The 25,116-nt window shown below is 47.6% G+C and carries 24 protein-coding genes; 15 read left to right on the forward strand and 9 right to left on the reverse strand.

Annotation, left to right across the window (positions count from 1 at the left end; translation table 11 throughout):
- Positions 1-119 precede the first annotated feature (119 nt).
- From KWJ01_RS12580 to atpC, 8 genes are all read left to right on the forward strand, one after another.
- Positions 120-932: a glycogen/starch synthase gene (locus KWJ01_RS12580; RefSeq protein WP_224996800.1), complete on the forward strand. Its 813-nt coding sequence runs from the start codon at positions 120-122 to the stop codon at positions 930-932.
- Positions 916-2,370 (forward strand): DUF4270 family protein, encoded by a 1,455-nt coding sequence (locus KWJ01_RS12585; protein ID WP_224996801.1) that lies wholly within the window; start codon positions 916-918, stop codon positions 2,368-2,370. The genes KWJ01_RS12580 and KWJ01_RS12585 overlap by 17 nt, the downstream gene beginning before the upstream one ends.
- A 10-nt stretch (positions 2,371-2,380) precedes the next feature.
- Positions 2,381-4,225, forward strand: coding sequence for a glutamine--fructose-6-phosphate transaminase (isomerizing) (gene glmS / locus KWJ01_RS12590; RefSeq protein ID WP_224996802.1), 1,845 nt, complete (start codon positions 2,381-2,383; stop codon positions 4,223-4,225).
- A gap of 177 nt (positions 4,226-4,402) precedes the next feature.
- Positions 4,403-5,092, forward strand: coding sequence for an RNA polymerase sigma factor SigZ (sigZ, locus tag KWJ01_RS12595; RefSeq protein WP_224996803.1), 690 nt, complete (start codon positions 4,403-4,405; stop codon positions 5,090-5,092).
- Positions 5,093-5,224: 132 nt separating this feature from the next.
- A complete protein-coding gene (locus tag KWJ01_RS12600; RefSeq protein WP_224996804.1) occupies positions 5,225-7,642 on the forward strand; it encodes a TonB-dependent receptor in 2,418 nt (805 codons plus the stop codon).
- Positions 7,639-8,469: a DUF4249 domain-containing protein gene (locus KWJ01_RS12605; protein ID WP_224996805.1), complete on the forward strand. Its 831-nt coding sequence runs from the start codon at positions 7,639-7,641 to the stop codon at positions 8,467-8,469. Before KWJ01_RS12600 ends, KWJ01_RS12605 begins: the two co-directional genes overlap by 4 nt.
- Positions 8,470-8,655: 186 nt before the next feature.
- A complete protein-coding gene (gene atpD, locus KWJ01_RS12610; protein ID WP_224996806.1) occupies positions 8,656-10,161 on the forward strand; it encodes a F0F1 ATP synthase subunit beta in 1,506 nt (501 codons plus the stop codon).
- 79 nt (positions 10,162-10,240) lie between these two features.
- A complete protein-coding gene (atpC, locus tag KWJ01_RS12615) occupies positions 10,241-10,492 on the forward strand; it encodes an ATP synthase F1 subunit epsilon (protein WP_224996807.1) in 252 nt (83 codons plus the stop codon).
- 81 nt (positions 10,493-10,573) lie between these two features.
- Here atpC and KWJ01_RS12620 read toward each other — a convergent pair whose 3' ends face one another.
- Complete coding sequence (locus KWJ01_RS12620; protein WP_224996808.1) at positions 10,574-10,933, reverse strand: LysM peptidoglycan-binding domain-containing protein; 360 nt, start codon at positions 10,931-10,933, stop codon at positions 10,574-10,576.
- A 117-nt stretch (positions 10,934-11,050) separates the two neighbouring features.
- Between KWJ01_RS12620 and KWJ01_RS12625 the strand changes: the two genes are divergently transcribed.
- The 3 genes from KWJ01_RS12625 (at position 11,051) to KWJ01_RS12635 (ending at position 12,371) form a co-directional block, all read left to right on the forward strand.
- Complete coding sequence (locus tag KWJ01_RS12625; RefSeq protein WP_224996809.1) at positions 11,051-11,452, forward strand: hypothetical protein; 402 nt, start codon at positions 11,051-11,053, stop codon at positions 11,450-11,452.
- 114 nt (positions 11,453-11,566) lie between these two features.
- Entirely contained in the window at positions 11,567-11,959 is a 393-nt protein-coding gene (locus KWJ01_RS12630; RefSeq protein WP_224996810.1) for a VOC family protein, read from the forward strand.
- Positions 11,960-11,963: 4 nt separating this feature from the next.
- A complete protein-coding gene (locus KWJ01_RS12635) occupies positions 11,964-12,371 on the forward strand; it encodes a hypothetical protein (protein ID WP_224996811.1) in 408 nt (135 codons plus the stop codon).
- Between the two features lie 79 nt (positions 12,372-12,450).
- Here KWJ01_RS12635 and KWJ01_RS12640 read toward each other — a convergent pair whose 3' ends face one another.
- From KWJ01_RS12640 to KWJ01_RS12655, 4 genes are all read right to left on the reverse strand, one after another.
- Positions 12,451-13,188, reverse strand: a complete 738-nt coding sequence (locus tag KWJ01_RS12640; protein ID WP_224996812.1) for an RluA family pseudouridine synthase — start codon at positions 13,186-13,188, stop codon at positions 12,451-12,453.
- A gap of 67 nt (positions 13,189-13,255) precedes the next feature.
- A complete protein-coding gene (locus KWJ01_RS12645) occupies positions 13,256-14,473 on the reverse strand; it encodes a PAS domain-containing sensor histidine kinase (protein ID WP_224996813.1) in 1,218 nt (405 codons plus the stop codon).
- Positions 14,474-14,609: 136 nt separating this feature from the next.
- Complete coding sequence (locus tag KWJ01_RS12650; RefSeq protein WP_224996814.1) at positions 14,610-15,917, reverse strand: ABC transporter permease; 1,308 nt, start codon at positions 15,915-15,917, stop codon at positions 14,610-14,612.
- On the reverse strand, positions 15,910-16,845 hold the full coding sequence (locus KWJ01_RS12655; protein ID WP_224996815.1) for an ABC transporter ATP-binding protein: 936 nt from the start codon (positions 16,843-16,845) through the stop codon (positions 15,910-15,912). The genes KWJ01_RS12650 and KWJ01_RS12655 overlap by 8 nt, the downstream gene beginning before the upstream one ends.
- A 316-nt stretch (positions 16,846-17,161) precedes the next feature.
- On the opposite strand from KWJ01_RS12655, the gene KWJ01_RS12660 reads away from it, so the two are divergent.
- The gene (locus KWJ01_RS12660; RefSeq protein WP_224996816.1) at positions 17,162-17,590 is read left to right on the forward strand and encodes a peptidylprolyl isomerase; all 429 of its coding nucleotides are present in this window, start codon (positions 17,162-17,164) and stop codon (positions 17,588-17,590) included.
- 55 nt (positions 17,591-17,645) lie between these two features.
- Here the strand turns inward: KWJ01_RS12660 and KWJ01_RS12665 are convergent, their stop codons facing one another.
- From KWJ01_RS12665 to rsfS, 4 genes are all read right to left on the reverse strand, one after another.
- A complete protein-coding gene (locus KWJ01_RS12665) occupies positions 17,646-18,494 on the reverse strand; it encodes a hypothetical protein (RefSeq protein WP_224996817.1) in 849 nt (282 codons plus the stop codon).
- Positions 18,478-19,260 carry a UDP-2,3-diacylglucosamine diphosphatase gene (locus KWJ01_RS12670; RefSeq protein WP_224996818.1) on the reverse strand — a complete coding sequence of 261 codons (783 nt, stop codon included), beginning with the start codon at positions 19,258-19,260 and terminating at the stop codon, positions 18,478-18,480. Before KWJ01_RS12670 ends, KWJ01_RS12665 begins: the two co-directional genes overlap by 17 nt.
- Positions 19,261-19,363: 103 nt before the next feature.
- Positions 19,364-21,427, reverse strand: a complete 2,064-nt coding sequence (ftsH, locus tag KWJ01_RS12675; protein ID WP_224996819.1) for an ATP-dependent zinc metalloprotease FtsH — start codon at positions 21,425-21,427, stop codon at positions 19,364-19,366.
- A 75-nt stretch (positions 21,428-21,502) separates the two neighbouring features.
- A complete protein-coding gene (rsfS, locus tag KWJ01_RS12680; protein ID WP_224996820.1) occupies positions 21,503-21,877 on the reverse strand; it encodes a ribosome silencing factor in 375 nt (124 codons plus the stop codon).
- 122 nt (positions 21,878-21,999) lie between these two features.
- Between rsfS and KWJ01_RS12685 the strand changes: the two genes are divergently transcribed.
- The 3 genes from KWJ01_RS12685 to KWJ01_RS12695 all read left to right on the forward strand — a co-directional run bounded on the left by KWJ01_RS12685 (position 22,000) and on the right by KWJ01_RS12695 (position 25,111).
- Positions 22,000-22,683 carry a biotin--[acetyl-CoA-carboxylase] ligase gene (locus KWJ01_RS12685; protein ID WP_255651074.1) on the forward strand — a complete coding sequence of 228 codons (684 nt, stop codon included), beginning with the start codon at positions 22,000-22,002 and terminating at the stop codon, positions 22,681-22,683.
- Between the two features lie 219 nt (positions 22,684-22,902).
- On the forward strand, positions 22,903-24,210 hold the full coding sequence (gene ahcY / locus KWJ01_RS12690) for an adenosylhomocysteinase (protein WP_224996822.1): 1,308 nt from the start codon (positions 22,903-22,905) through the stop codon (positions 24,208-24,210).
- A gap of 70 nt (positions 24,211-24,280) precedes the next feature.
- Complete coding sequence (locus KWJ01_RS12695) at positions 24,281-25,111, forward strand: GT-D fold domain-containing glycosyltransferase (protein ID WP_224996823.1); 831 nt, start codon at positions 24,281-24,283, stop codon at positions 25,109-25,111.
- Positions 25,112-25,116 lie beyond the last annotated feature (5 nt).

The following is a 25,116-nucleotide window of genomic DNA, read 5'->3' on the forward strand; positions in this document are numbered from 1 at the left end:
GCTTTTCGCACTAAAGGCCGCAAACATACGTTAATAGGTGGATTATTTCTTGAAAAGCCCCCTTTTTTTTTGTATTTTTGGGGCTTGAAACTTTAGTTTAAAAAAATTAGCCCTTAGGTATGTGTAAATTACGCATTTTGTATGTAGCCAGCGAAATCGACCCTTTTCTGCAAACTACGGAAGTCGCCAATTTTGTGCGAATGCTGCCGCAGGCCATGCAGGAGCGAGGTATGGAGATTAGAATTCTGGTGCCGCGTTTCGGGCTCATCAACGAGCGCAAGAACCGGCTGCATGAGGTGGTAAGGCTGTCGGGCATTAACATTTCTGTAGGCGATGAGGAAAAACCGCTGATCATTAAAGTGGCGTCTATTCCTAATGCCAAGCTGCAGGTGTACTTCATTGACAACGAAGATTACTTTCAGCGCAAATATGTGTTCGTTGATAAAGAAAACCGCTTTTACAAAGACAATGATGAGCGGGCTATCTTCTTCTGCAAAGGAGTAATAGAAACAGTGCGTAAACTGGGCTGGTCGCCAGATATTGTACACTGTAACGACTGGATGACTTCCCTCATACCAATGTATTTGAAGAGTACCTATAAAAATGATCCGCTTTTCAAAAATACGAAGACGGTGTTCACCGTTTATAATAATCCGTTCCAACACAAGTTCAGCGTTGACCTCCTGGATAAAGTGAAAATGATTGATGTGGAGGATAGTATGCTGGAGCCGCTGCAATCTGCCGACTTTGAGGGCTTTATCAAGGTGGGTATCAGGTATGCCGACGCCGTTGTAAAAGGAGATGAACAATACAGCGAAAGCCTGACGATGCTGTTTGACGGAGTTGATGGTAATAAAAAAATAGATACCTTTGACAAAGACACGGACTACCTGGATTCCTACTATAATTTATATAATGAACTTGCTGGTTAAAAAAATAGGGCTGGTACTTTTACCGGCCCTCTTTTTCGCATGCGAAGATCCCACCGAACTTGGCACCAATCTAAATCCCAACACTGGGGCAGTTTCCACCCATTACATCGAAATTCCGGTTAACACCTCGCAGGTGCGCACTGATAGTTTGTTTACTGCAATGCAGTTGTCATATTCTAATACAGGTGCGGTTAGCGTAGGGAATAGTCCATATATTGGCCGGCTGGAGCATCCTGATTTTGGTATTACCAAAGCTACGCTCTATACCAATATTGGTATGCCAGCAAGTGTGCCAACCATTGGTAACAATGTGCAGTTAGATTCTGTAAAGGTACAGCTGGTGTGGAACAGCAGAGAAGTATATGGCGGCGATCTGATACAGGAGCAGCGCTTTGGTGTTTACAGGCTTGCAGAGCCAATAAGCCCCACAAGAAGAGAAACTGTGCGAGATACTGTTGAGGTGCTCACTTACTACTACATTGCCCCAGACAGTGAACCACTGGCTGAGCAGCTGGGGCAGTTAAGCCTCAGCTTAAGGGATGTAACCAGTAAGCTGGATAGTGCCGTATTCTATAATGATGTTAACAATAGAATACTGTCCGGGCAAATCGATCAGGCGTTTGGCGAACAGCTGCTGATGGCCATTAAAAATAATACAAATGGCCTGCTGGATAACCAGGATGCATTTGATAATTATGTGAAAGGCCTTGCCATTGTACCTGAAGACATCAATACCTTTGTTACAACCTACGACATTACAAACGCAAACAGCGGAGTGTTTTTGTACTATACACAGGGTACGGAGCAGCGATCTATCAGACTTCCTTTTTTTCCTGAAATGAACACGAAACGCCAGTACACTACTGGACCTTCGTACTTCGGCCTGGAAACTGAACGAAGCGGCACTGCACTTGCCAGTGCTGATGCTGTAGGGCACCTGCAGGAGTTTGATCCGCTGGATAACAGGGTCTACTTCCAGGGCTTAACCGGTCTGCTTCCAAAGGTAGAATTTAAGGAATTCAAAGATTTTATCCTGAACCAGGAAGAAGGGGATTTGATTTCCATCAACAGGGCATCCCTTGAGTTTGACAGCCTGTACGCCGGTGCGGTCCGTCAACCCATTCCGGGCACAGCAGTACTTTACTTTGTAGACAATTCCAACCGCAGATTTGCCTCAACGCTACAGGCAGGAGCAGCGGAAAGAGCCCCCTCTACCACCATGGGTGTTTACAGAATAGGTACAAAAGATGTTAACTATTTTAGCTCTGATATAGTATATAATTTAGAGCAGTACATGCGTACCGGGGAAGAGCGCAACCTGCAGGCTGTTCTTTACCCGGGTGAATCATTGTTAAGCACGCCTAATCAATTTGTTATTCGGCCAGACCAGGTAAAACTGAAAATCTGGTATACAAAATTGGCGAGGCCAAACCTATAAGTTAAGTTTTATGTGTGGTATAGTAGCATACATCGGTTATAGAGAAGCATTTCCTGTTGTGCTGAAAGGACTGAAACGGTTAGAATACAGGGGTTATGATAGTGCCGGGGTGGCGCTTTTACATGATGGAAACATCAATGTTTTCAAGCAGAAGGGTAAAGTATCGGAGCTGGAGGAGCTTACTGCAGACAAGGATACTGCAGGCATGATAGCCATGGGGCATACCCGTTGGGCTACTCATGGAGCACCGAATGATTGCAATGCTCACCCACATGTAGTATCCAGGGGACAGGGCCGCTTGGCCATTATTCATAATGGTATCATAGAAAACTACGGCTCGCTGAAGGAAGATCTTAAGCGCAAAGGGCATGTGTTTGAGAGTGAAACTGATACAGAGGTATTGATTCACTTTATTGAAGACATTCAGAGCCATGAAAACTGCTCTATTGAAGAGGCGGTTAGGCTGGCCCTTACAAAAGTGATTGGTGCCTATGCTATTGTGGTGATGGATGAGAAAGATCCAGATACACTGGTAGCAGCACGTAAAGGTAGTCCGCTGGTAATCGGTATCGGCAAGAATGAATATTTTCTGGCTTCTGATGCTACACCTATCATTGAGTATACTAATGAAGTGGTTTACCTTAATGATTTCGAGATTGCTGTAATCCGTGGCAACACCCTTAATATTAAAGATACTGAGGATGTTGTAACCAATCCTTATATCCAGGTGCTCGACCTGGAGCTGGAGGCTATTGAAAAAGGTGGCTACGACCACTTTATGCTCAAGGAGATATTTGAGCAGCCTCGTTCCATTGCCGACTGTCTTCGTGGCCGCCTGAAGGCAGATGAAGGATATCTGAAACTGGGGGGCATCCGCGAATACTCAAATCGCCTGGAAAATGCCGAAAGGATCATGATTATTGCCTGCGGCACGTCCTGGCACTCTGGTTTGGTTGCTGAATATATCATTGAAGAGTTCTGCCGTATTCCGGTAGAAGTAGAATATGCTTCTGAGTTCCGCTACCGTAACCCGGTGATCAAGGAGGGCGATGTGGTCATTGCCATCTCGCAATCAGGTGAAACAGCAGATACGCTTGCTGCCATAGAACTTGCTAAAAGCAAAGGTGCCATTATATTTGGTGTTTGTAATGTGGTAGGTTCTTCCATAGCCCGTATTACGCATGAGGGTGCTTATACACACGCCGGCCCAGAAATTGGTGTGGCTTCTACAAAAGCCTTTACCGCACAGCTCACCGTATTGATTATGATGGCGCTGCAGGTTGCCCATAAGCGTGGTACCATGCCCCTGGGCCAGTACAAGCAAATGCTGGTAGAGCTGGAAACCATTCCTGCCAAAGTAGAAAAAGCACTGGAACTGAACGATCAGATCAAGTATATCTCAGAGCTGTTCAAAGACTCCCGCAACTTCCTGTACCTTGGCCGCGGCTATAACTTCCCGGTGGCACTTGAGGGAGCGCTTAAGTTGAAGGAGATCTCTTACATACATGCAGAGGGTTATCCTGCTGCAGAAATGAAGCATGGCCCCATTGCCCTTATCGACGAAGAAATGCCTGTGGTATTTATCGCTACCAAAGACAAGTCGTATGAGAAGATTGTATCGAACATACAGGAGGTGCGTGCCCGCAAGGGTAGGGTTATTGCCATTGTAACAGAGGGCGATGATATTATTCCTGAAATGGCAGAATTTGTGATTGAGGTACCCGCAACGCATGAAGTGCTCATGCCGCTGATATCGGTTATTCCGCTGCAGTTACTCTCTTACCATATAGCTGTTATGCGTGGCTGCAATGTAGACCAGCCCCGTAACCTGGCAAAGTCTGTAACAGTAGAATAAACAATCCAGAATAATTTTTAAAGCCGGCTGTAGCCGGCTTTTTTTATGCAGAATCCTTACTACTGTAGCTGCCGGCAGGTGTTGCCTCCACTAAAAAATATATGAAGTATAAGTAGAGCTGTAGATTAATCGTATTATTACGATATTAAAGGCAGTTTCAGTTAATCTGTAGGCACCATGAAAAACGCCAACAATACCACAGCTGCGTCTGCTCAATGCTCCACTAGTTATGTTGTAACCGGGAGCATTGAGCTTTCTGCTACTGAATGTTGTACCAGCACTGCAGCGGCAACAGCCAGTGATAGGCTGTGTGAGCAGGCATGGACAGTGTGGCAGGAACACACAGGAAGCCTGCGACGCTTCTTACATCAGCGTACGCGGGAGCATGCCCTTACCGACGATCTGCTTAGTGAGGTAATGCTTAAAGCTTATAAAAACTGCGAGCGGCTGGCCGAAGTAAAGGATGTGCGGGCGTGGCTGATACGTGTGGCGCAAAATACCCTTACTGACCATTACCGGAAGAAAAAATTTGCAGATTTGCCGGCTGAAGATGTGCTGCCGGTAGCAGAAGATGGTTTGCTGCCAGAACAGCGCCTGGCAGCTTGCCTGGGAGAAATGCTGTTGTTGCTGCCGGAAGATCAGCGTTACCCCCTGCAGTGGGCCGATCTGGAAGGCTTATCGCAGCAGGAGGTGGCCAACCGGCTGGGAATAAGTTTATCGGGTGCAAAGTCGCGCATACAAAGGGCAAGAGTAAAGCTAAGACAGCAACTGGAGGCCTGCTGCCGGATAGAGACCGATCTGCTGGGCAGAATATCAGATTATACCTCTAAAAATGCCGAATCGTGCAACAGAAATGCGGGCTGCTAGTTGTACCCCTGAAGGGACTGAGCTTAAGCGCGTAACATATTGAAGAGCAGCTGTATCAGCTGCTCTTATATTTTGCAAATTTTAAGATAAACTGTGGAAAGTTAAGCTGCAGCCCGGAACTTTGCGGCCAATATGAAACGAGTTTATTTGGTATTGATGATAGCAGCCCTGTTGCTGAGCCTGGGAGTACATGCCCAGCAGCAACAGCGCCTTACCCTGAGTGGTTACATACGAGATGCCTCCAGCGGAGAGGAATTGATTGGTGCCACCGTGCAGGTGGTGGAGTTGCCAGGTACAGGTGCCACAACAAACATTTATGGCTATTATGCACTGCCCCTGCCTGCAGGTAACTACACCCTTCGCTATCAGTACCTGGGCTATCAGTCTATAGAGCGCCAGCTTAATTTAGCGTCTGATACCCGCCTGGACATAGAACTGCAGCCAGATGAAGACCAGCTGGAGGAGGTAGTAATTACCGGAGAACGTAAAGATGCCAATGTAAGTGAAGTAGGCATGAGCCGCGAAAAACTTTCGGTAGAAGCGGTAAAAAAAGTGCCTGCACTCTTTGGTGAGGTTGATGTGCTGCGTACCATACAACTGCTGCCAGGCGTACAGACCGCTGGCGAGGGTACCACAGGACTCTTCGTTCGCGGAGGCGCTGCCGACCAGAACCTGGTGCTGCTCGACGAAGCCACCGTTTACAATGCCAGCCACCTCTTTGGCTTCTTTTCAGTATTCAATCCCGATGCCATCAAAAACCTGGAGATCTATAAAGGAGGTATACCGGCCCGTTTTGGCGGCAGGCTCTCCTCCATTCTCGATATTCAGATGAAAGAAGGAAACAATAAGGAGTATGTAATATCGGGTGGTGTGGGCCTCATAGCCAGCAGGCTTACCGTAGAGGGGCCCATCTGGAAAGACAGAAGTTCTTTTATTGTAAGTGGCCGCCGTACCTATGCCGATATTTTTCTGCGCCTAAGTCCTAATGAAAACATCAACAGGAATACTCTGTATTTCTACGATTTTAACATGAAGGCGAATCTCATCATGAATGAGAACAACCGATTTTACGTTTCCGGCTATTTTGGCCGGGATGTACTGGGCCTGGAAGACTTCTTTAGCCTCGATTGGGGCAACACCACTCTTACCACCCGCTGGAATCACCTGTTTAATGATCGCCTGTTCCTGAACACCTCTCTAATCTTCAGTAACTTTAGCTATGGCTTTACAGGCGAGAGCGCTACCACACAGTTTACCTGGGGATCTACCATGCGGGAGTACAACCTGAAATCAGCATTTACCTACTACCTTAACGAAAAGAATACCCTTACTTTTGGTTTAAGCTCCACATTCAGGAGGTTTGGAGCGCCCGTCATAAATTTCCAGAGTGAGTCTGATTTTGAAGCCCCTGCAGTGGACGATCGCTATGCTTTTGAAAATGCTGTGTATGTGGGAAACGAGTGGAAGGCCTCACCAAAATTCACGGCAGAGTACGGGCTGCGTTACTCTGCCTTCAACAATATAGGCCCGGGAAGCGTATTTTTGTACGAAGAGGGGGCCGAGCGCACCGAAGAGACAAAAGCAGGTACAATATCATTTGATCGTTTCGAGAACATACAGTTTTATCATGGACTGGAACCCCGTATGGGGCTGCGTTACCTGCTGAATGAGCAGAGTTCTGTAAAAGCTTCCTACAACCGCATGCGGCAGTACCTGCAGGTAGCCAGCAATGCTACGGCTGGGCTGCCCATTGAACGCTGGATTCCTGCCGATCGCTACATACGCCCCCTTATAGCCGATCAGGTAGCCCTGGGCTATTTCAGAAATTTTAAACAGAACACTTTCGAAACCTCTGTTGAGGTATATTATAAGTGGATGGATAACCTGGTAGACTATAAACTGGGAGATCAGGCCAATATTCTTTTCACCAACAACATAGAAACAGAGGCGCTGGAAGGTAAGGGCTGGGCCTATGGTGCCGAGTTTCTGGTAAGAAAGAACATAGGCACCACCACCGGCTGGATAGGCTATACGCTTGGCCGCACCCTGCGGCAGGTACCCGGCATCAATGGCGGTGAAGTGTACCCGGCCCGCTACGACCGCATTCACGATCTTTCTGTGGTGCTAAGCCATGAGCTCAATTCGAGGTTGTCGCTGTCGGGCACCTTTGTGTACAGCACAGGTACTGCGGTTTCCTTGCCGGTAGGCAAGGCAAACATCGATGGTTTTATAACCCCAGTGTATGACGATACGCGCCGCAATGCATTCCGCATGCCTGGCTACCACCGGCTGGACCTGGCGGCAACGCTTAAAAATAAGCCCAGGCCCGGCCGGAGGTGGGATGGCAGCTGGACCTTCTCTATCTACAATGCCTACGCACGTAAAAATCCTTTTGCCATTACCTTTGAACAGGTCTACAACCAGGACCCTGATTTTGACCCCGATGAGGATAGGGTGCGCAGCGTAGATGCAGCCGCCGTTAAACTCTATCTCTTCAGTATTATACCTTCAGTAACCTATAATTTCGAAATTAAGCCAAAGCGAAAATGATACGCTTTCTTCCTATATATCTCCTGTTCATACTTATGCTTGGAGCTTCCTGCCGTGAGCTGGTAACCCTTGATCTGCCACAGCAGGAGCCCAGGCTTATTGTGGAGGGCCATGTAACAGATACGCAGGGCCCACATACGGTAAAGTTAAGCCTTAGCCAGGACTACTTCAGTACCACCCCCGCGCAGGTTGTAGAAGATGCTGTTGTAAGGATAAGCGATGATGCCGGGAACTCCGAAGTGCTCCTCTATACCGGCAGTGGTGTGTATGCAACCCAGGCGCTGCAGGGAGTGGTAGGCAGGTCTTACAGCCTAGAGATAGACTGGCGGGGCGAGCACTACACCTCTTCCGGTACCTTAATGCCCAAAGGAATAGTAGATTCGCTTTCAGTAGCATACTATGAGGCAATACCGCCGGTGTTTGATGCTGGCTACTACCTGACCTTTTATGGGAAGATACCCCCTGAAGCTGCAGACTTTTACAGGGTACAGGTGTATGAAAACGACTCCCTGTATAACGACCGTACAGATTTGCTCATACCCGACAGCCGTTTTGTGCCAAGTACCATTGTAGAGCAGCTGCAGTACCCGTTTGAGATTGGCGATACTGTACGGCTGGAGCTTTACAGCCTCGACAGAAACATGTATGACTATTATGTAGAGCTGCGCTCGCTGCTGTTTAACGATGGTGGATTATTCAGTCCTCCGCCCCGAAACCCTACCAGCAACATTATAAATGTTAGCAATCCCGATAATCAGCCGCTGGGTTTTTTCCAGGTCGCTTCTTTTGATACCGGCACAATTATCATAGAAGAAGAGCCGGAGTAGTGCAACTTATGCATGTAATGAATTCTGTGGCATTCACTAAGAAGCGGAACCTCTGTATATGTAAAATAAGGCCTCGGCAGCAGCAGGCTGGCAGGCTGAAAAATGGATATTCGCTTTGCTTTAATAGCTTTTTAAGTTAATTTTGCCCTCTGAAAATCCCAAGCGTAAATTCTTTTCAAATAACAAATGGCAAATATTGGTAGAATTACCCAGATAATTGGCCCAGTGGTAGACGTAAGCTTCGAAGCCGAAGGATCTCGCTTACCGAACATTCTGGATGCCCTTTATGTAACCCGCCAAAACGGACAACGGGTTGTGCTGGAAGTGCAGCAGCACCTGGGTGAAGACCGTGTACGGACCATCGCCATGGACTCTACCGAGGGTATGATGCGTGGTTTGGAGGTAGTAGATACTGGATCTCCCATCCAAATGCCTATTGGTGACGATATCCGTGGCCGCCTGTTCAATGTGGTAGGCGAGGCAATCGACGGTCTGCCGCAGCCAAAAGGTACAAGAGGCCTTCCTATTCACCGCGCTGCTCCAAAATTTGAAGATCTTTCTACCTCACAGGAGGTATTATATACAGGTATCAAAGTAATTGACCTGATTGAGCCTTATGCAAAAGGTGGTAAAATTGGTCTTTTCGGTGGTGCCGGTGTAGGTAAAACTGTATTGATCCAGGAGCTGATCAACAACATTGCCAAGGCATACGCTGGTCTTTCTGTGTTTGCAGGCGTAGGTGAGCGTACTCGCGAAGGAAATGACCTGCTGCGTGAGATGATCGAAGCCGGCATTGTAAGCTACGGCAAAGAATTTCTGCATACGCTTGAGGAAAAAGGAGGCTGGGACCTTTCTACCGTAAACGTAGAAGGACTGAAAGACTCTAAAGCTACCTTTGTGTTCGGTCAGATGAACGAACCTCCGGGAGCCCGTGCACGTGTTGCCCTTTCCGGTCTTACCATTGCAGAATATTTCCGCGATGGCGAAGGCAGCGGCCAGGGTCGTGATATCCTTTTCTTCGTAGATAACATCTTCCGCTTTACACAGGCAGGTTCAGAGGTATCGGCTCTTTTAGGTCGTATGCCATCTGCGGTAGGTTACCAGCCAACACTGGCAACAGAAATGGGTGCCATGCAGGAGCGTATTACATCTACCAAAAACGGATCTATTACATCGGTACAGGCCGTTTACGTACCTGCCGACGACTTAACTGACCCTGCTCCGGCTACAACTTTTGCCCACCTTGATGCTACCACAGTATTGAGCCGTAAAATTGCCGAGCTTGGTATTTACCCTGCGGTAGACCCGCTTGACTCAACTTCACGAATCCTTACCCGCGATATTCTGGGTGATGAGCACTATAGCTGTACCCAGCGCGTGAAGCAGATTCTGCAGCGTTACAAAGAACTTCAGGATATTATTGCCATTCTTGGTATGGACGAGCTTAGCGAGGAAGACAAACTGGTAGTGCACCGTGCACGCCGTGTTCAGCGCTTCCTGTCGCAGCCTTTCCACGTTGCCGAGCAGTTCACCGGTCTTAAAGGTGTGCTTGTAGACATCAAAGATACCATCAAAGGCTTTAACATGATTATGGACGGTGAGCTTGATCACCTGCCGGAAGCTGCCTTTAACCTTGTTGGTACTATTGAACAGGCCATTGAGAAGGGCGAGAAAATGCTTGCTGAAGCTTAATTTAGTATTGAGTATTGAGTAGTGGGTGTTGAGTTTTTTGTCAATACACCATGCTTGATACTTACTACCCAATACCAATATGTTTTTAGAAATAATAACTCCCGATAGAAGAGTATTTGAAGGCGAGGTTGATAGTGCCACTTTTCCTGGTGCTAAGGGCTCTTTTCAGGTACTTACGAACCACGCTCCGCTGATCAGTACGCTGGCGCAGGGCAGAATCACCTATGTGAGCAAAGCCGAAGGCCGCCGCACATTAGAGGTAGATGGTGGTGTAGTGGAAGTGTTGAATAATAAAATATCAGTACTGGTAGAGCGCCTCATAAGCGAATAAACCTGCCGGACCATCATAAAAAAAGGCCATTCCTGTTAGCAGGAATGGCCTTTTTTTATCTGTTGCCTGCAGTAGATCTGCTTACTGTTTAGGTATTTTGATCTTCTGGCCGGGGTGTATAAGGTCCGGGTTTTTGATTACATCTTTGTTTGCGTTATAAATGGTCTGCCATTTTGTAGCATCGCCATACTGGCGCTTGGCTATTGCAGAAAGCGTATCGCCCTTTTTAATTTCATAATACTCTGGCGATATAGTGCCAGGCTCATTATGTACTGGCGGACGGTCCTGCGCCTGATTGGCCTGTGCAGGCTTTGTTTGCTGCTTCTGCTGCAGGTCTACAAGAGAACCTGTTTTTTGCTGGCCTGCCTGCTGCTGGCGTACAGGCTGCTTCTGTTCTATTTTTTCTTCTTTTCCTTTGCGGAAAAAATCCATTAATCCCATAGTAAAAAAATCTAATACTATGGAATATTACGATGCCGCTTGTTAAAGGTTCTTCGGTGAAACATTCCTGAATCTGTCTGGTTTTACGGATATATTTTTTAAATAAATGAATTTTTTATGAAGCTGGTCCGATACTATGTTCTGCTCCTGCTGCCATTCATGTTAATGGTAGCCTGTAATAACAAAGAAGAAGAAAATCCCCGTCAGCTGCTGGCAAGCGAAAGTAGCAAAACCTGGATAGCGAACCGTGAAACAGATGCAGCAGGCGATGAGCAGAGACTAAATGACGATGAAAGGGAGCAGAAAATGGTTTTCTATGCGAATGGCGCTTTCCAAATACTAAATAATGCCGAATTCCAGACTGGACGCTGGAATTATAATGAGGCACAAAAAGAGCTGGAAATTACTTTTGATGATCGCCAAAATGTGAAAGAAGTTTTTCATGTACAGGAATTGGAAAACGATAAGTTGGTACTGCATGCCAGTGATGGCTCTACCATGCGCATGAAGCCGGAGTAGATTTTAATTTATAATATTGTACCTGAAGAGCTCTCCTGCATGGGTAGCTCTTTTTTTATTGCTGCATAGGGAGGTGTGCTTGTTGAGAACTGGAATTGGTATTAATTTGCCGGCATGAGCCGCTACCGCACAGGAATAAATCATATAGAGCTTTGGGTATCAGATCTTAGCAGATCAGCCTTGTTTTACAAGGGTGTGCTTGAGCTCATTGGATGGCAGCAGACAAACTACCGTTCCTTTGCTACCGACAGCATGGAAATATACCTGGTGGAGCATCCGGAGCTTAAAAGAACCGACAACCTGGGTGTTAGGCATATAGGCTTTCAGGCACTGGCGCGAGAGCAGGTAGAGGCGGTAGCATGCTTTCTACAACAAACCGGTGCCAGTATTATACGTGGTCCGGTAGAAATGCCCTACTCAAAAGGCTATTATACTATTGATTTTTATGACCCTGATGGCATGGTGGTAGAGGTAGCGCATACGCCTAATATGGACTTCAAAGCATAAGCAGGTGAAAAAGATAGAAAAATGGTTAACCAGCCCTTTTATGCAGCGGGCAGTTTACCTGCTGCTTCTGCTGCTCTGGTTATACATCAATAAAAGCAATGGTAACTTTAACCGCTTTTACGCCAGTAACACACTGGGCATACCCTATGCGGTGATAGTTTTTCTGCCGGCTCTTTTGCTGGGACTCCAAGTTTACTGGAATAAGCAGTGGCTCTGGCGGGTGTTGTGCGGTTTCCTGATTTGTTTTACGCTATGGCTGGCTACCTTAAGCATGCCATCCATTATATCGGCTGCTGGTGCTGGCGCAAAAACTATCGTCTGGGGTTTTGGTGTAATTGGCTTCACTGTTCTCCTGGTGCTGCTGCTTGCCTTTTTAAACTGGATGCTGCTGCACATGAAGCCTAAAAGATAGTTGCCCTGCAGGAAGAATCAGAAAAGCTAAAAGGGTGAATTATCCTTCACCCCTTATCAATGGCTGCCGAAAATAAGCTTTAAGCGCCGAACATATTATCCAGCTTGTTCATTTTAAGCTTTGGATCTTCCAGGGTTAGGTACTGCTCCCAGAAATTGGTTTCGGGAAGCCCGGCCCTTATAAACAGCGGGTCTTTTTTTACAGGGTGCTCAAATTTAAGGTTTTTAGCGTGCAGGTTAATGCTGCCATCAGGATTTGGTTTGCTGAAGCCGTACTTGATATCGCCCCTGATCGGGCAGCCCATGCTTGCCAGCTGTACCCTGATCTGGTGCGGCCTGCCGGTTAAGGGTTGTACCTCCAGCAGGTAGTGGTCGTTTAAGTGCCCCAGTACTTTGTAGGTAAGCTCAGAGCGTTTGCCCTCAGGTATTTCATAGTCGTAGGCAGTGGTAACATTGCGGCTTTCGTCTTTCACCAGCCAGTGTACCAGCTTGCCGGTTTTTTCCTTCGGACGGTTTTTTACTACTGCCCAATAGGTTTTGTACACCTTCTTGCTCTGGAACATTTTGTTCATACGTTCCAGCGCTTTGCTGGTGCGTGCCAGAATTACAGCCCCACTTACCGGACGATCAATCCGGTGCACCACACCCAGAAATACATCACCAGGCTTGTCATACTTCTCCTTTATATAATCTTTGGCATAATCTGCCAGGGTTTTATCGCCGGTGCTATCGCCCTGCACCAGTACGCCAGCCGCCTTGTTTACTATGAGCAGGTGGTTATCTTCGTATATAACGGTAAAAGGAGGTTGGTTCTTCATAAATCAAAAAGTTTAGGCAAAGGTACAGCTATTTTTAACCAATATCAGCCTGCCCCTATTTTGCAAATCAGCTTCGCAACACAATGCGGAAAGTGGTGCCAACATTGGGCTCACTATGCTTTACGTAAATACGGCCCCGGTGGTAATGATCAATAATACGTTTTGCCAGGGTTAAGCCCAGGCCCCAGCCCCGTTTTTTAGTGGTAAACCCAGGTTCGAACACCTTCTTGAGGTTAGATTTGGAAATGCCCTTGCCGTTATCCACTATATCAATGTAAACTGTGTTATTGTTGCCCGGAGCTATGCGAATGTCAATGGTGCCAATGCCGCTCATGGCATCCACGGCGTTTTTGATTACATTTTCAATTACCCAGCCAAAGAGGTGCGGGTTTAGCTGGGCACGCAAATCATTGCCTACGGTGCTCACCGTAATCTTTACCTTAGTGCTGATACGCTTTTGCAGGTAGCTTACAGAGCTGTGGATCATCTCTGGCACTGAGGTAAGCTCCAGCACAGGCACTGAGCCAATGTTACTAAAGCGTTCGGTAATCAGGTGCAGCTTTTCCAGGTCTTTGGCCATTTCCGGCAGTGCCTCGTGTTGCATGGTGCGTTCATCGGCGCGCAGGTACTCCAGCCAGGCCATAAGCGAGGAAAGAGGAGTGCCCAGCTGATGTGCAGTTTCTTTTGCCAGGCCCACCCACACCCTGTTTTGTTCTGCAGTACGGCTGTAGCTGAAGGCCAGGTAGGCCAGCGCACCAAAAAGTAGTATGGTGCTAAGCTGTATAAAGGGGTAATAGCTCAGCTGGCGGAGCAGATCAGAATTGCGGTAGAATACATACTCTACGTGTTCCACCTGGTTGGCTGCATTGCGGTACACCACCTGTATGGGCTCATTTTCAGCCCGCATATTATTTATTTCGGCCCGCAGCATCTCGTACAGCTCTGCCTCCGATAAGTTCTCGGGAATATCCAGGTTCAGGTAATCCAGGGTAGGCTCGCCCATCTGGTCGGCCAGAATAACGGGTATGGTGGTGTTACTTTTGATGATGTGCTCATTGATGAAAGTAACGTTGGCGTGGTCGCCCTGTTCTGCCATGAACTCAATAGAGCGGGCAAACACATCTACTGTGTTGCGCTCGCGTTCCTTGAGCAGATGCACGATAAAATTATTGTAATAGACGGATACCACCACAATTAAAATGGCAATAAGGCCTACCAGTATTTTAATGGTGCTTTTGTGGCGGTAAAGATTAAGTTCAGCTGTTTCTCGAAGAGGTCGGGCCATGGGGGCAGGCGGTATTTAATAGCAGCAGGTTTAGGCTTTATTGCTGCGGCACTTTTTGTTAACGAATAAACACCAAATTTATGCAAAAAGAAAAGCCGGACTAGCCGGCTTTTTCTAACAATTTGAATATGATGCTTTAGCGCATCATTAGCCATTTGCCAATGGTCTTGTAGTTAACCTTGGAGCCGTGCATCAGGATACCTATGCGGTAAATGCGGCCAGCCAGCCAGGTCATGAGCAGAAAGCCTAAAACCAGCAGCACCATAGATGTTGCCAGCTCCCACATGGGTACACCAAAAGGCAGGCGCATCAGCATGACGGTAGGAGAGGTAAAAGGCACCATACTAAACCAGAATGCCGTGCTGCCATTAGGGTCTTTTAGTACCGCTGTAATGGCTACCACAAAGCCCAGCACCAGTGGCATAGACACGGGTGCCATAAACTGCTGTGTATCTGTTTCGCTGTCTGAGGCAGCACCAATGGCTGCAAACATGGCACCATACAGCAGGTAACCGCCTAAAAAGTAAAACAGGAAGCCTCCCACCATCAGGGGCACGTTCAGTGAGCCTAATTCACCGGAAGCCTGGGCTATTTTTACCTGGGTAGATGAAAAGTCTGCGCCTTCGGCAGAAGGCATCTGGTTAATCTGCGCGATAGATTCTGCATCCAGTCCGATCATGGATAATCCAACACTATAGATCAGGGATGTCAGCACAATCCAGATAATAAACTGGGTGAGGCCAACGGCTGCAATACCAATGGTTTTGCCAATCATAAGCTGGGTGGGCTTTACCGAAGAAATGATCACCTCCACAATTCGGCTGGTTTTTTCCTCCAGCACACCCCGCATGATCTGCGCACCATAGATAAAGATGAACATATAGATCATGAAGGAAGCCAGGTAGCCGATTCCTGTATAAATACCGGTGTTGGCAGATTTTTCCTCTCCTCCGGCCAGGCTTATCTCATTCAGGTTAACATTGGTGCGCAGGGCATCCAGAGTGGCTTTATCGATCTGGGATTCTTCCAGTTTCATGTTCTCGATCTTCTGCTCCAGCACACGTTCTATTCTTTCTTTTAGCTCTATGCCTGCACTGCTTTCAGAATAAAAAGTAATGCCAGATGGGTTGTCAAGCTGCAAGTCCGGTATGTAGAGCAGTCCAAAGCTGCCATTTTGCTTGATACTGGTCTTGGCTTCGTTCAGTGTGGCATCGAGGTAATCGAAATGCAGCCCTTTTTCATCTTCGAAAGTACCTCTGAAAAGGCCGCTTTCATCTACCACAGTAATATTCTTTACTTCGTTGCTGTCTCTGGTAGCCAGCCAGATGGGTATGGCAAAAAGGGCGGCAAAGATTATCGGTCCAAGAATAGTCATGATGATGAATGACTTCTTGCGTACCCGGGTAAGGTACTCGCGTTTTATGATCAGGCCTGTCTTAGACATATGCTACCTCCTTGTCCTCGTCTTTTACTTTTGATATGAAAATTTCATTGATGCTCGGGATTTTCTCCTCGAAGCGATGTACCTCCACAAGTGGCAGCAGGCGCTGCAGCAGGTAATTAGGGCTTTGTGCGCCAATTGCCCTGACAATGGTCTGGTAATAATTATCTTCCAGCAGTTTCTCCTGCAGTACTTCCACCTCGCCACCAAGACCAATCAGCGATCCTTTATGTTCTACAATAAAGGTATTGCTCCGGTGCTGGTCTTTAATTTCCCGCTTGGTGCCATCCAGTATTTTCCGGCTTTTGTTGATGAGGGCAATATGGTCGCAGAGTTCCTCTACCGATTCCATGCGGTGGGTAGAGAATATAATGCTGCTGCCACGTTCGCGCAATTGCATGATCTCATCTTTGATAAGGTTAGCATTCACAGGATCGAATCCTGAAAAGGGCTCATCGAGTATGATTAGCTGTGGCTCGTGCATAACGGTAGCAATAAACTGCACCTTCTGGCCCATGCCTTTGCTAAGGTCTTCTATGGTTTTGCCGGCCCATTGGGTAAGGTTAAGCCTGTCGAGCCAGTGGCGTATGCGCTGGCGTGCTTCTTTTTCTTTAAGGCCTCTGAGCTGCGCCAGGTACATTAGCTGTTCGCCAACTTTCATTTTTTTATACAGGCCACGCTCTTCGGGCAGGTAGCCAATAATTCTGATATGTTCCTGGCTGAGTGGCTCACCATTGATGAATACCTCGCCCTCATCCTGCATCAGGATTTGAGTGATGATGCGTATAAGGGTGGTTTTTCCGGCTCCGTTAGGCCCCAGTAAACCAAAGATGCTTCCTCGGGGCACTCTAAGACTTACATCCTGCAGAGCCGTGTGGGCGGCATAGCGTTTGGTAAGGCCATGTACTTCTAGTATATGATCGTTCTTCATAATATGGGGTTGGAACGTGCTTATCTAAAGTACAAATAAATACACTTAAAGCTTCATTATTTATGGGCAGTGGCACTTATTCCTGATTATCGGCTGGTAAATTATTAAAGGTTAAACGTTAGAGCAGCTTAGCAGGCAGTATAGAAGGAATTCCCGACTGCGACAGGAGCAACAGACTTTTGCCTCCGCAGTTCATTGCCTGCTCACATAGAGCCGCTGCGGGGAACGCAGGGCACAAAAGCGGGGTTAAGGTTGTGATGGGCAGGGTGTTTTTGTACCTTGCCTTAGAATATTTTTAGAACTAAATTTTTAGAACATGACGAAGGCTCAAAAAGGCGACCGTGTACGTGTGCATTACACAGGCCGTTTAAAAGATGGAAACGTATTTGACAGCTCAAAGGGCCGTGAGCCACTGGAGTTTCAGGTTGGCGGCGGTATGATGATTGCCGGTTTTGATAAAGCTGTTAACGGAATGGCTGTTGGCGACCAGAAGACAGTTGAAATACCATCTGATGAAGCATATGGTGCCCGCAGGGAAGAAATGGTGATTGATGTGCCTCGCCAGCAGGTGCCTGAAGGTGTAAATCCGCAGGTAGGCCAGCAGCTGGCACTTAATAACGGCGGTCAGCAGGTGCCTGTAGTAGTGAAAGAAGTAACCGACGAGAAGATTGTACTGGATGCTAACCACCCACTGGCTGGTCAGGATCTGGTGTTCGATATTGAACTGGTAGATATTGGAAGCTAAATAAAAACGCTTTTCTCCAAGCTATGCCGCATTTACTGAAAAGTAATGCGGCTTTTTATTTCTGCTGGGCAGCTGCAGCAGGGGGCATCATCAGGTAATGGTAAACTTCTCCTTTATTGAACACCCAGATGTCTCTTCCTTTTACCAGCAGGTGTTCGGGACTAGCCTCCACCAGTGGTATGCGCACCACTTCATGGGTTTTCAGATCCAGATAGCCAAGCTGGTTACGCTGCAGAAAGTAGAACCTGTCCTCATCGAGCGAAAGTGAATGTAAGCCTGGTAAATCGTGTGTTAGTTCGTAATTGCCCATGGCATCAAACACCAGGAAGCCTGTTGTGGGGCTGTAGAGATAAATTTTGCCTTTATGCTCGCGCAGGTAATTAAATTTCATCTGGCTGCTGCCGGCCACCAGGTTAAGCGGAATGGAAACTGCCAGTTCTCCACCCGGAAACTGTTGCTTTAACAGGCGCTGGCGGCTGCCATCTACCAGCCAGATGCCATTACCCTCGGCGGCGGCTACGGCATCAATAAAGCCGGCATTGTTGTCGGCACTTAAACGGTAGCTTCCCGACTGGGTAAGAAAACGGTCTACCCACAACAGCTGCTGGTTGGTCCTGTCGAACAGGAGTAACTGCAGGCCCGGCAGCGCCTCAAGGCTGCTGATGGAGAGCATCTCGTCCGGGCTAAAGCTGACCCCCTTCTGCCCCTTGCCATTGTACTGGATTACCTGCCCCTGCGGAGTGGCCAGGTACAGGTTGCCCTGTACATCCTGTGCTGTTGCCACCGCCTTGGGAACGGCAAAATTTCCTTTGAACAGCAGGGTTTGTGCCGGTGCCGGCAGCACTGCCACGCACACCATTAGTGCAAGGGTGCAAAGGAACAGGTGATTATTGCGTTGCTTCAAAGGTTTTAAGCTCCAGTTTATGCCCGTTAAAAACGCCATAGGTATAATAATTGATCCACTCCCCCAGGTTTATGTAGTGGCTGTTTTCTGTTACCTCCAGATCCAGCGGCAGGTGCCGGTGCCCGAAAACGTAGTAATCGTGGTGCTCCTTTTCTTCCTTATATCTGCAGTAAGCCAGCAGCCATTCATCTTCGCCTAAAAACACCTCATCCTTGCCCTTATTCTTTGCCCGGCTCTTGTTCGACCATAAGTTTGCCAGCGTAATACCTATATCAGGGTGTAACCAGCTGTAGAGCGAGTAGCTTAGGGGGCTTTGAAACACCTTTTTCATGATCTTGTACCGCTTATCACCCGGTCCAAGCCCATCGCCGTGGCCTATCAGAAAACGGCTGTTGCCAATGTTGATTGCCCTGGGATGGCGGTATACAGGTATTCCAAACTCATCAGGGAAGTAATTTTTCATCCACATATCGTGGTTGCCGGTAAAGATGGTGAGCGGTATGCCGCTGTCACTAAGCTCTGCCAGCTTGCCCTGCAGGCGTATGGCTCCCTTGGGTACTGCATGTTTATATTCAAACCAGAAGTCAAACAAATCGCCCATCAGGAAAACAGCAGCGGCATCCTGGCGGATGTGGTCCAGCCAGCGCACTATTTTTCGCTCGCGCTCGCGGCTTTTTTCCTTATTAGGGGCACCCAGGTGAAAATCAGAGGCAAAGTATACTTTCTTGCCGGCAGCTAATGTAATAGGAGGTAGTTCTTTCGACAAAACGTTAGGGGCTGTAGTCTTTTTGCTTTACGAAATTAAATAAAAAGAAAGGGCATTAAAAAAACAGGCAGCCCTAAAGCTGCCTGTTTTATAAGTTATTAAGTTATAAGGAATCATTCTCACGCGAGCCATTAGGCGGAACATCTCCATCTGAGCCTACACGCTCCTCTACCGTAGTGGCATCTGGTGGCATGTTTTCTTTGGCCATCTCACCATTAGGCGTAATATACTGCTGATAGGTAGTTTGCTTATCGAACGGACGCTTGCCAATAAGCCGCTCCAGATCATACTGATAAATGATCTCTTTCTTGAGCAGCTCCTGGGCAATGATCTCAAGCTTATCACGCTTACTCAACAGCAACTGTTTTACAGCCACATAAGCTTTCTCGATAATGTACTTAACCTCCTCGTCAATAATCTTGGCGGTGGCTTCGGAATAAGGCTTATTGAAGTTGTATTCGCTTTGTTTGGCATCGTAGAAAGATACGTTTCCGATCTTATCGTTCATGCCATATACCGAAACAATGCTGTAAGCCATTTTGGTAACACGCTCCAGGTCGCTAAGGGCACCGGTGCTGATCTTCTCAAATACGATGTCTTCGGCGGCACGGCCACCCAGGGTCATACACATTTCGTCGAACAGCTGCTCGGTCTGGTACAGGAACTGCTCCTTAGGCAGGTACTGCGCATAACCAAGTGCGGCAACACCACGGGGCACTATACTTACCTTTACCAACGGATCGGCATGCTCCAGGAACCAGCCTGCAACAGCGTGACCGGCCTCGTGGTAGGCAACAATTTTCTTTTCTTCCGGAGAAATAATCTTGTTCTTTTTCTCCAGGCCACCAATTACCCTATCCACAGCATCCTGAAAGTCCTGCATATCCACTGCTTTTTTATCGCGGCGGGCAGCAATCAGGGCTGCTTCGTTGCAGACGTTGGCAATTTCTGCACCGGCAAAACCTGGGGTTTGCGCCGATAGTTTCTTCGGATCTACTTCAGAAGAAAGCTTGATAGGCTTCAGGTGTACTTTAAAGATAGCCTCACGACCTACAATATCTGGCTTGTCAATGCTGATCTGGCGGTCGAAACGGCCGGGACGCAGCAGGGCAGAGTCAAGAATATCCGGACGGTTGGTGGCAGCCAGGATAATAACGCCGGAGTCGGTAGCAAAACCATCCATCTCTACCAGCAGGGAGTTCAGGGTGTTTTCGCGCTCGTCGTTAGAGCCAGGCATGGCACCACGGCCACGGCTGCGGCCAATGGCATCAATCTCATCAATAAAGATAATACAGGGCGCTTTTTCTTTTGCCTGCTTAAACAGGTCGCGCACACGGGCGGCACCCACACCTACAAACATTTCCACAAAGTCGGAGCCCGACAGGGAGAAGAAAGGTACGCCAGCCTCGCCGGCTACGGCTTTGGCCAAAAGTGTTTTACCGGTACCGGGAGGGCCTACCAGCAGTGCGCCTTTTGGTATTTTACCACCCAGCTTGGTGAATTTGCCCGGGTTTTTCAGGAATTCAACAATCTCGCGGATTTCTTCCTTGGCTTCGTCCAGGCCGGCAACATCGTTAAATGTTATCTTTACCTTGTTTTCAGCATCAAAAAGTGCTGCTTTCGATTTGCCAATGTTAAAGATCTGTCCGCCGGGTCCGCCGGTGCCTGTCATGCGGCGCATCAGGAACCAGAAACCAAACAGGATCAGGAACAGAAAACCCCAGCTGGTAATCAGGCTGGTGAGGTCTGAGCGTTCTTCTGCTTCCAGTGCAATCTGCTGTTCCCTGGGTAGCTGGTCCATCAGCTCCCGGTATTCCTGTGCGAACACCTCTTCGCTAATAATTTTTAAGCGGTAGTGAGGTCCCTGTGAGGCGGTAAACATTTTGCGGTCCTGCAATCTGTTCTGGTTTTCAGGATCGTTAATCGCTTCAGGGGTAAGAGTAATTTCAACCAGGTCCTGCCCCTTAATGAGGGTAACCTGCTTCACCTTTCCTTCTCTGAGAAGCTCCTCAAATCGAAGGTAATTTATGGGTTCTGTAGAACTGCTTTTACTAAGCCACAGTACCCCAAAGATCAATATCAGCAGGGCTACAATAATGTAAGCCTGATAATTGTTCCGCTGGGGAGGCTTGGGTATAAGGTTCTTACGGTTCGGTTTTTCTGCCATTCGTTCTATTCAAAAAGGGATATCAAATGTATAAACAATAAAAGGCCACAATAAAGTTAGCCTTTGTAACAGTATTTATGCTTCTGTTTCTGAGGAAACATGAACAATTTCTGCATCACCCCATAGTTCTTCAAGCGCAAAAAAATCGCGCCTGTCTTTTTTGAAAACGTGGGCTACAACATCAACATAGTCCAGAAGCACCCATTCCTTTTGCTGGCGACCTTCGCGGTGCCAGGGGTCCTGCTTCACTTCTTTATAAACAACTTCCTCTATGGAATCGCTGATGGCATCAAGTTGTGTGTCGGAATTACCCGTGCAGATTATAAAGTAATCAGCTACAGCATTTTTTACTTTAGTAAGGTTCAGAACCACTATGTCAGAAGCTTTTTTCTCCTGCATGCCAGCGACAATCAAATTGGCCAATTGTTCTGAATTCGTTTTTTCTTCCATTCTTGCTCTTTAAATTGCTCCTCAAATTAAATAAATCCTTGTATAATTCTCCGGCAAACACGCTATTTATTGGTAGTAAGCTTATTTATCTGCCAGAATGTCACTCTACTAATACAACAGCTTTGCAGTTGTTGCAGCAGGAGAGCCTGCCGGAGGGTACTGTTATCATCACTGATCGTCAGCTAGCTGGCCGTGGACAGCGCGGAAACAGCTGGGAGGCAGTTTCTGGCCAAAACCTTACCTTTTCAATGGTACTGCGGCCACGGTTTTTGCCTATACAGGATCAATTTCTACTTAATATCAGCATATCTCTTGCCATTTCTGATTTCCTGACAGATTTGCAGCTATCCGGGGCCGCAATTAAGTGGCCAAACGATCTCTACGCAGGATCGAAAAAGCTGGGGGGTATTCTGATAGAAAGCTCCTTGAAAAACGCTCAATTGGAGTGGAGTGTTATAGGGATTGGCATAAATGTGAATCAAAAAGAATTTTCGGTGCCAACGGCTACCTCCCTGGCCTTGGAACTTGGCTGCGATCACAGCCTGCAACAGTTGCTGGACCAGCTTTTAAAGGCACTGGAGGTACGTTACCTGCAGTTGATGAAGCAGAAGAAAACTCAGGAGCTGCGCAGGGAGTACCTGGAGCGCATGTACTGGCTGGGCGAATGGCACCTTTTTGAAACAGAAGGCAAACAGTTTACAGGAAAAATTGTGGGTATAGACCCCAGGGGCAAGCTGGCGGTGCTCCATCAGCAGGAGGAGCAGCTCCACTACTACGGCATACAACAGATCCGGTACCTGGCGTAAGGCCGGGAAAGTTGTTAAAGCTTCAGCTGCTTATCTTCCTTAATTTTTGCACATAATGGGTTGAGTTACTGTGTGCTAAATCATTTTTGGCTTTTATTGGTTAAGCATTTGGCAGGTATGCAGGCCTGGCTGTGACCACTTTGCTAAGTTTGTGGCAGGGCTGGTAAGTAGCACGAAATTTTGTACTTTTGGAAAAGTTTATGTTTAGTTTAGATTGATATGCTCAAAGAGACAGAAAATTACAAGGTAAAGGATATTACACTGGCCGACTGGGGCCGTAAGGAAATCCGTTTGGCAGAGGCAGAAATGCCTGGTCTGATGGCGATTCGTGAAGAATATGGCCCTTCTAAACCATTGAAAGGTGCCCGTATTGCCGGTTGCCTGCACATGACGATCCAGACTGCCGTGCTCATCGAAACACTGGTGGAACTGGGTGCCGATGTTACCTGGAGCAGCTGCAATATTTTTTCTACCCAGGACCACGCTGCCGCAGCCATTGCCGCCGCTGGTATACCTGTGTTTGCCTGGAAAGGCATGACCGAAGAAGAATTTGACTGGTGTATTGAGCAGACGCTGTTTGCCTTTGAAGGCGGCAAGCCACTGAACATGATACTTGATGATGGCGGCGACCTTACCAACATGGTGCTTGACCGCTATCCTGAACTGGTAAAAGAAATTCGTGGTATCTCTGAAGAAACCACCACAGGTGTGCTTCGCCTTTATGAGCGTATGCGCAAAGGCACGCTGCCGCTGCCTGCCATTAACATCAACGATTCGGTTACCAAATCGAAATTCGATAACAAATACGGTTGCAAAGAATCTCTGGTAGATGCCATTCGCCGTGCTACCGATGTGATGATGGCTGGTAAAGTAGCCATTGTGGCAGGTTATGGAGATGTGGGCAAAGGTTCTGCGGCCTCTTTGCGTGGTGCCGGTGTGCGTGTTATCGTTACGGAAATTGACCCAATATGCGCCCTGCAGGCAGCCATGGATGGCTTTGAGGTGAAGAAAATGGCTAATGCCGTTCACCGTGCTGATATTATAGTTACAGCTACCGGTAACAAGAACATAGTAACGGGCGAGCATTTCAAGAAAATGAAAGACAAAGCCATTGTTTGTAACATTGGCCACTTTGATAATGAAATTGATGTTGCCTGGCTGAAAAAGAACTATGGCAGCACACGCATAACAGTTAAGCCGCAGGTTGACATTTACAATGTTGACGGCAACGACATTATTCTGCTGGCCGAAGGCCGCCTGGTAAACCTTGGCTGCGCCACTGGCCACCCCAGCTTTGTAATGTCTAACTCTTTTTCTAACCAGACACTGGCACAGTTAGAGTTGTGGACCAACAATGGACAGTATGAAAATGCTGTTTACACCCTGCCTAAACACCTGGATGAGAAAGTAGCTGCCCTGCACCTGGAAAAAATTGGTGTGGAACTGGAGGAGCTTACTACGGAGCAGGCCGAGTATATCGGTGTGCCGGTAGAAGGTCCATTCAAAGCAGATTACTATCGTTATTAATCTTAAGTAAAGATTGTTTATTTTGTAAGCCTTCTGCCAGTCTGTGGCAGAAGGCTTCTTTTTTTACAATATGCAACTATCGGCAAGGTCGGTTTACGGTACACTGGAGCATCTGGATCAGCAGCTTAAGGAACATAAGCGGGTTTTCTACACCCGTTTTGGCGATGGTGAGATTTACATCATGCAGGGGAAAGGCACCATCGATCATGCCCCTGCGCCAGAACTTACTGCAGAAATCAAAAAGGTGTTTGCTATTGAGCATCCGCAGTTTTTAAAAGCAGTATCGGTAAACTATCCCCGGGAGAGGGGAATGGTAGATGGCGTTTTTGCTCCCTTTCCGGATAACGACGCGCTGGAACAGGCCCTGCTGCAAATGGGCGAAAAGCCCGGCACTGTGTACGATAACTTTATTTCTTTCCATTACCTAAGCCTGTTCGACCAGCAGCGGATGCAGAGTTTCTTGGATCAGCACATCCGCCCAAAGCGTAAAATGTTCATAGGCAGCTCCGACAAACGTGTATTGGAGTACGTGTTTGGTAAAATAGATGTGTATGTGCAGCTGCCTGGCCGCGATGCTTTCTATACCCTTGATGAATGGTTTCCAAAGGTGCGGGAACAGCTGGAGGGGGTTGATGTAGTGCTGCCGGCGGCAGGAGCTGCCACAAAAGTGGTTCAGCGCCTCTTGTGGGAAAGTGGTGCACCCGTGCACAGTATTGATATGGGCTCGGTTGCTGATGTGGTACAGCAGCGTGGTACCCGCCGCTGGATTCGCCTGCTGGGGCACAGAAGCCGCAAAATAATGTTACCAGGCTGGCAGCAAAGCGGGCTGTTTAAACAAAGCCCTGTACGTGATGTAAAGCAGGAGCTAAAATATCTTTTTCACAAATTACGTGCCCGCTAATGATA

Origin of the sequence: Cesiribacter sp. SM1 (assembly GCF_020178975.1) — a bacterium.
In the GTDB taxonomy this organism is placed as follows: Bacteria; Bacteroidota; Bacteroidia; order Cytophagales; family Cyclobacteriaceae; genus Cesiribacter.

Coding starts and splice junctions, on each gene's coding strand:
- KWJ01_RS12605 (WP_224996805.1), top strand. CDS start 7,639: ATGATACGCTTTCTTCCTATATATCTCCTGTTCATACTTATGCTTGGA.
- KWJ01_RS12585 (WP_224996801.1), top strand. CDS start 916: ATGAACTTGCTGGTTAAAAAAATAGGGCTGGTACTTTTACCGGCCCTC.
- KWJ01_RS12580 (WP_224996800.1), top strand. CDS start 120: ATGTGTAAATTACGCATTTTGTATGTAGCCAGCGAAATCGACCCTTTT.
- KWJ01_RS12650 (WP_224996814.1), bottom strand. CDS start 15,917: ATGTCTAAGACAGGCCTGATCATAAAACGCGAGTACCTTACCCGGGTA.
- atpD (WP_224996806.1), top strand. CDS start 8,656: ATGGCAAATATTGGTAGAATTACCCAGATAATTGGCCCAGTGGTAGAC.
- ahcY (WP_224996822.1), top strand. CDS start 22,903: ATGCTCAAAGAGACAGAAAATTACAAGGTAAAGGATATTACACTGGCC.
- sigZ (WP_224996803.1), top strand. CDS start 4,403: ATGAAAAACGCCAACAATACCACAGCTGCGTCTGCTCAATGCTCCACT.
- rsfS (WP_224996820.1), bottom strand. CDS start 21,877: ATGGAAGAAAAAACGAATTCAGAACAATTGGCCAATTTGATTGTCGCT.
- glmS (WP_224996802.1), top strand. CDS start 2,381: ATGTGTGGTATAGTAGCATACATCGGTTATAGAGAAGCATTTCCTGTT.
- KWJ01_RS12630 (WP_224996810.1), top strand. CDS start 11,567: ATGAGCCGCTACCGCACAGGAATAAATCATATAGAGCTTTGGGTATCA.
- KWJ01_RS12625 (WP_224996809.1), top strand. CDS start 11,051: ATGAAGCTGGTCCGATACTATGTTCTGCTCCTGCTGCCATTCATGTTA.
- KWJ01_RS12655 (WP_224996815.1), bottom strand. CDS start 16,845: ATGAAGAACGATCATATACTAGAAGTACATGGCCTTACCAAACGCTAT.
- KWJ01_RS12660 (WP_224996816.1), top strand. CDS start 17,162: ATGACGAAGGCTCAAAAAGGCGACCGTGTACGTGTGCATTACACAGGC.
- KWJ01_RS12600 (WP_224996804.1), top strand. CDS start 5,225: ATGAAACGAGTTTATTTGGTATTGATGATAGCAGCCCTGTTGCTGAGC.
- atpC (WP_224996807.1), top strand. CDS start 10,241: ATGTTTTTAGAAATAATAACTCCCGATAGAAGAGTATTTGAAGGCGAG.
- KWJ01_RS12645 (WP_224996813.1), bottom strand. CDS start 14,473: ATGGCCCGACCTCTTCGAGAAACAGCTGAACTTAATCTTTACCGCCAC.
- KWJ01_RS12620 (WP_224996808.1), bottom strand. CDS start 10,933: ATGGGATTAATGGATTTTTTCCGCAAAGGAAAAGAAGAAAAAATAGAA.
- KWJ01_RS12695 (WP_224996823.1), top strand. CDS start 24,281: ATGCAACTATCGGCAAGGTCGGTTTACGGTACACTGGAGCATCTGGAT.
- ftsH (WP_224996819.1), bottom strand. CDS start 21,427: ATGGCAGAAAAACCGAACCGTAAGAACCTTATACCCAAGCCTCCCCAG.
- KWJ01_RS12640 (WP_224996812.1), bottom strand. CDS start 13,188: ATGAAGAACCAACCTCCTTTTACCGTTATATACGAAGATAACCACCTG.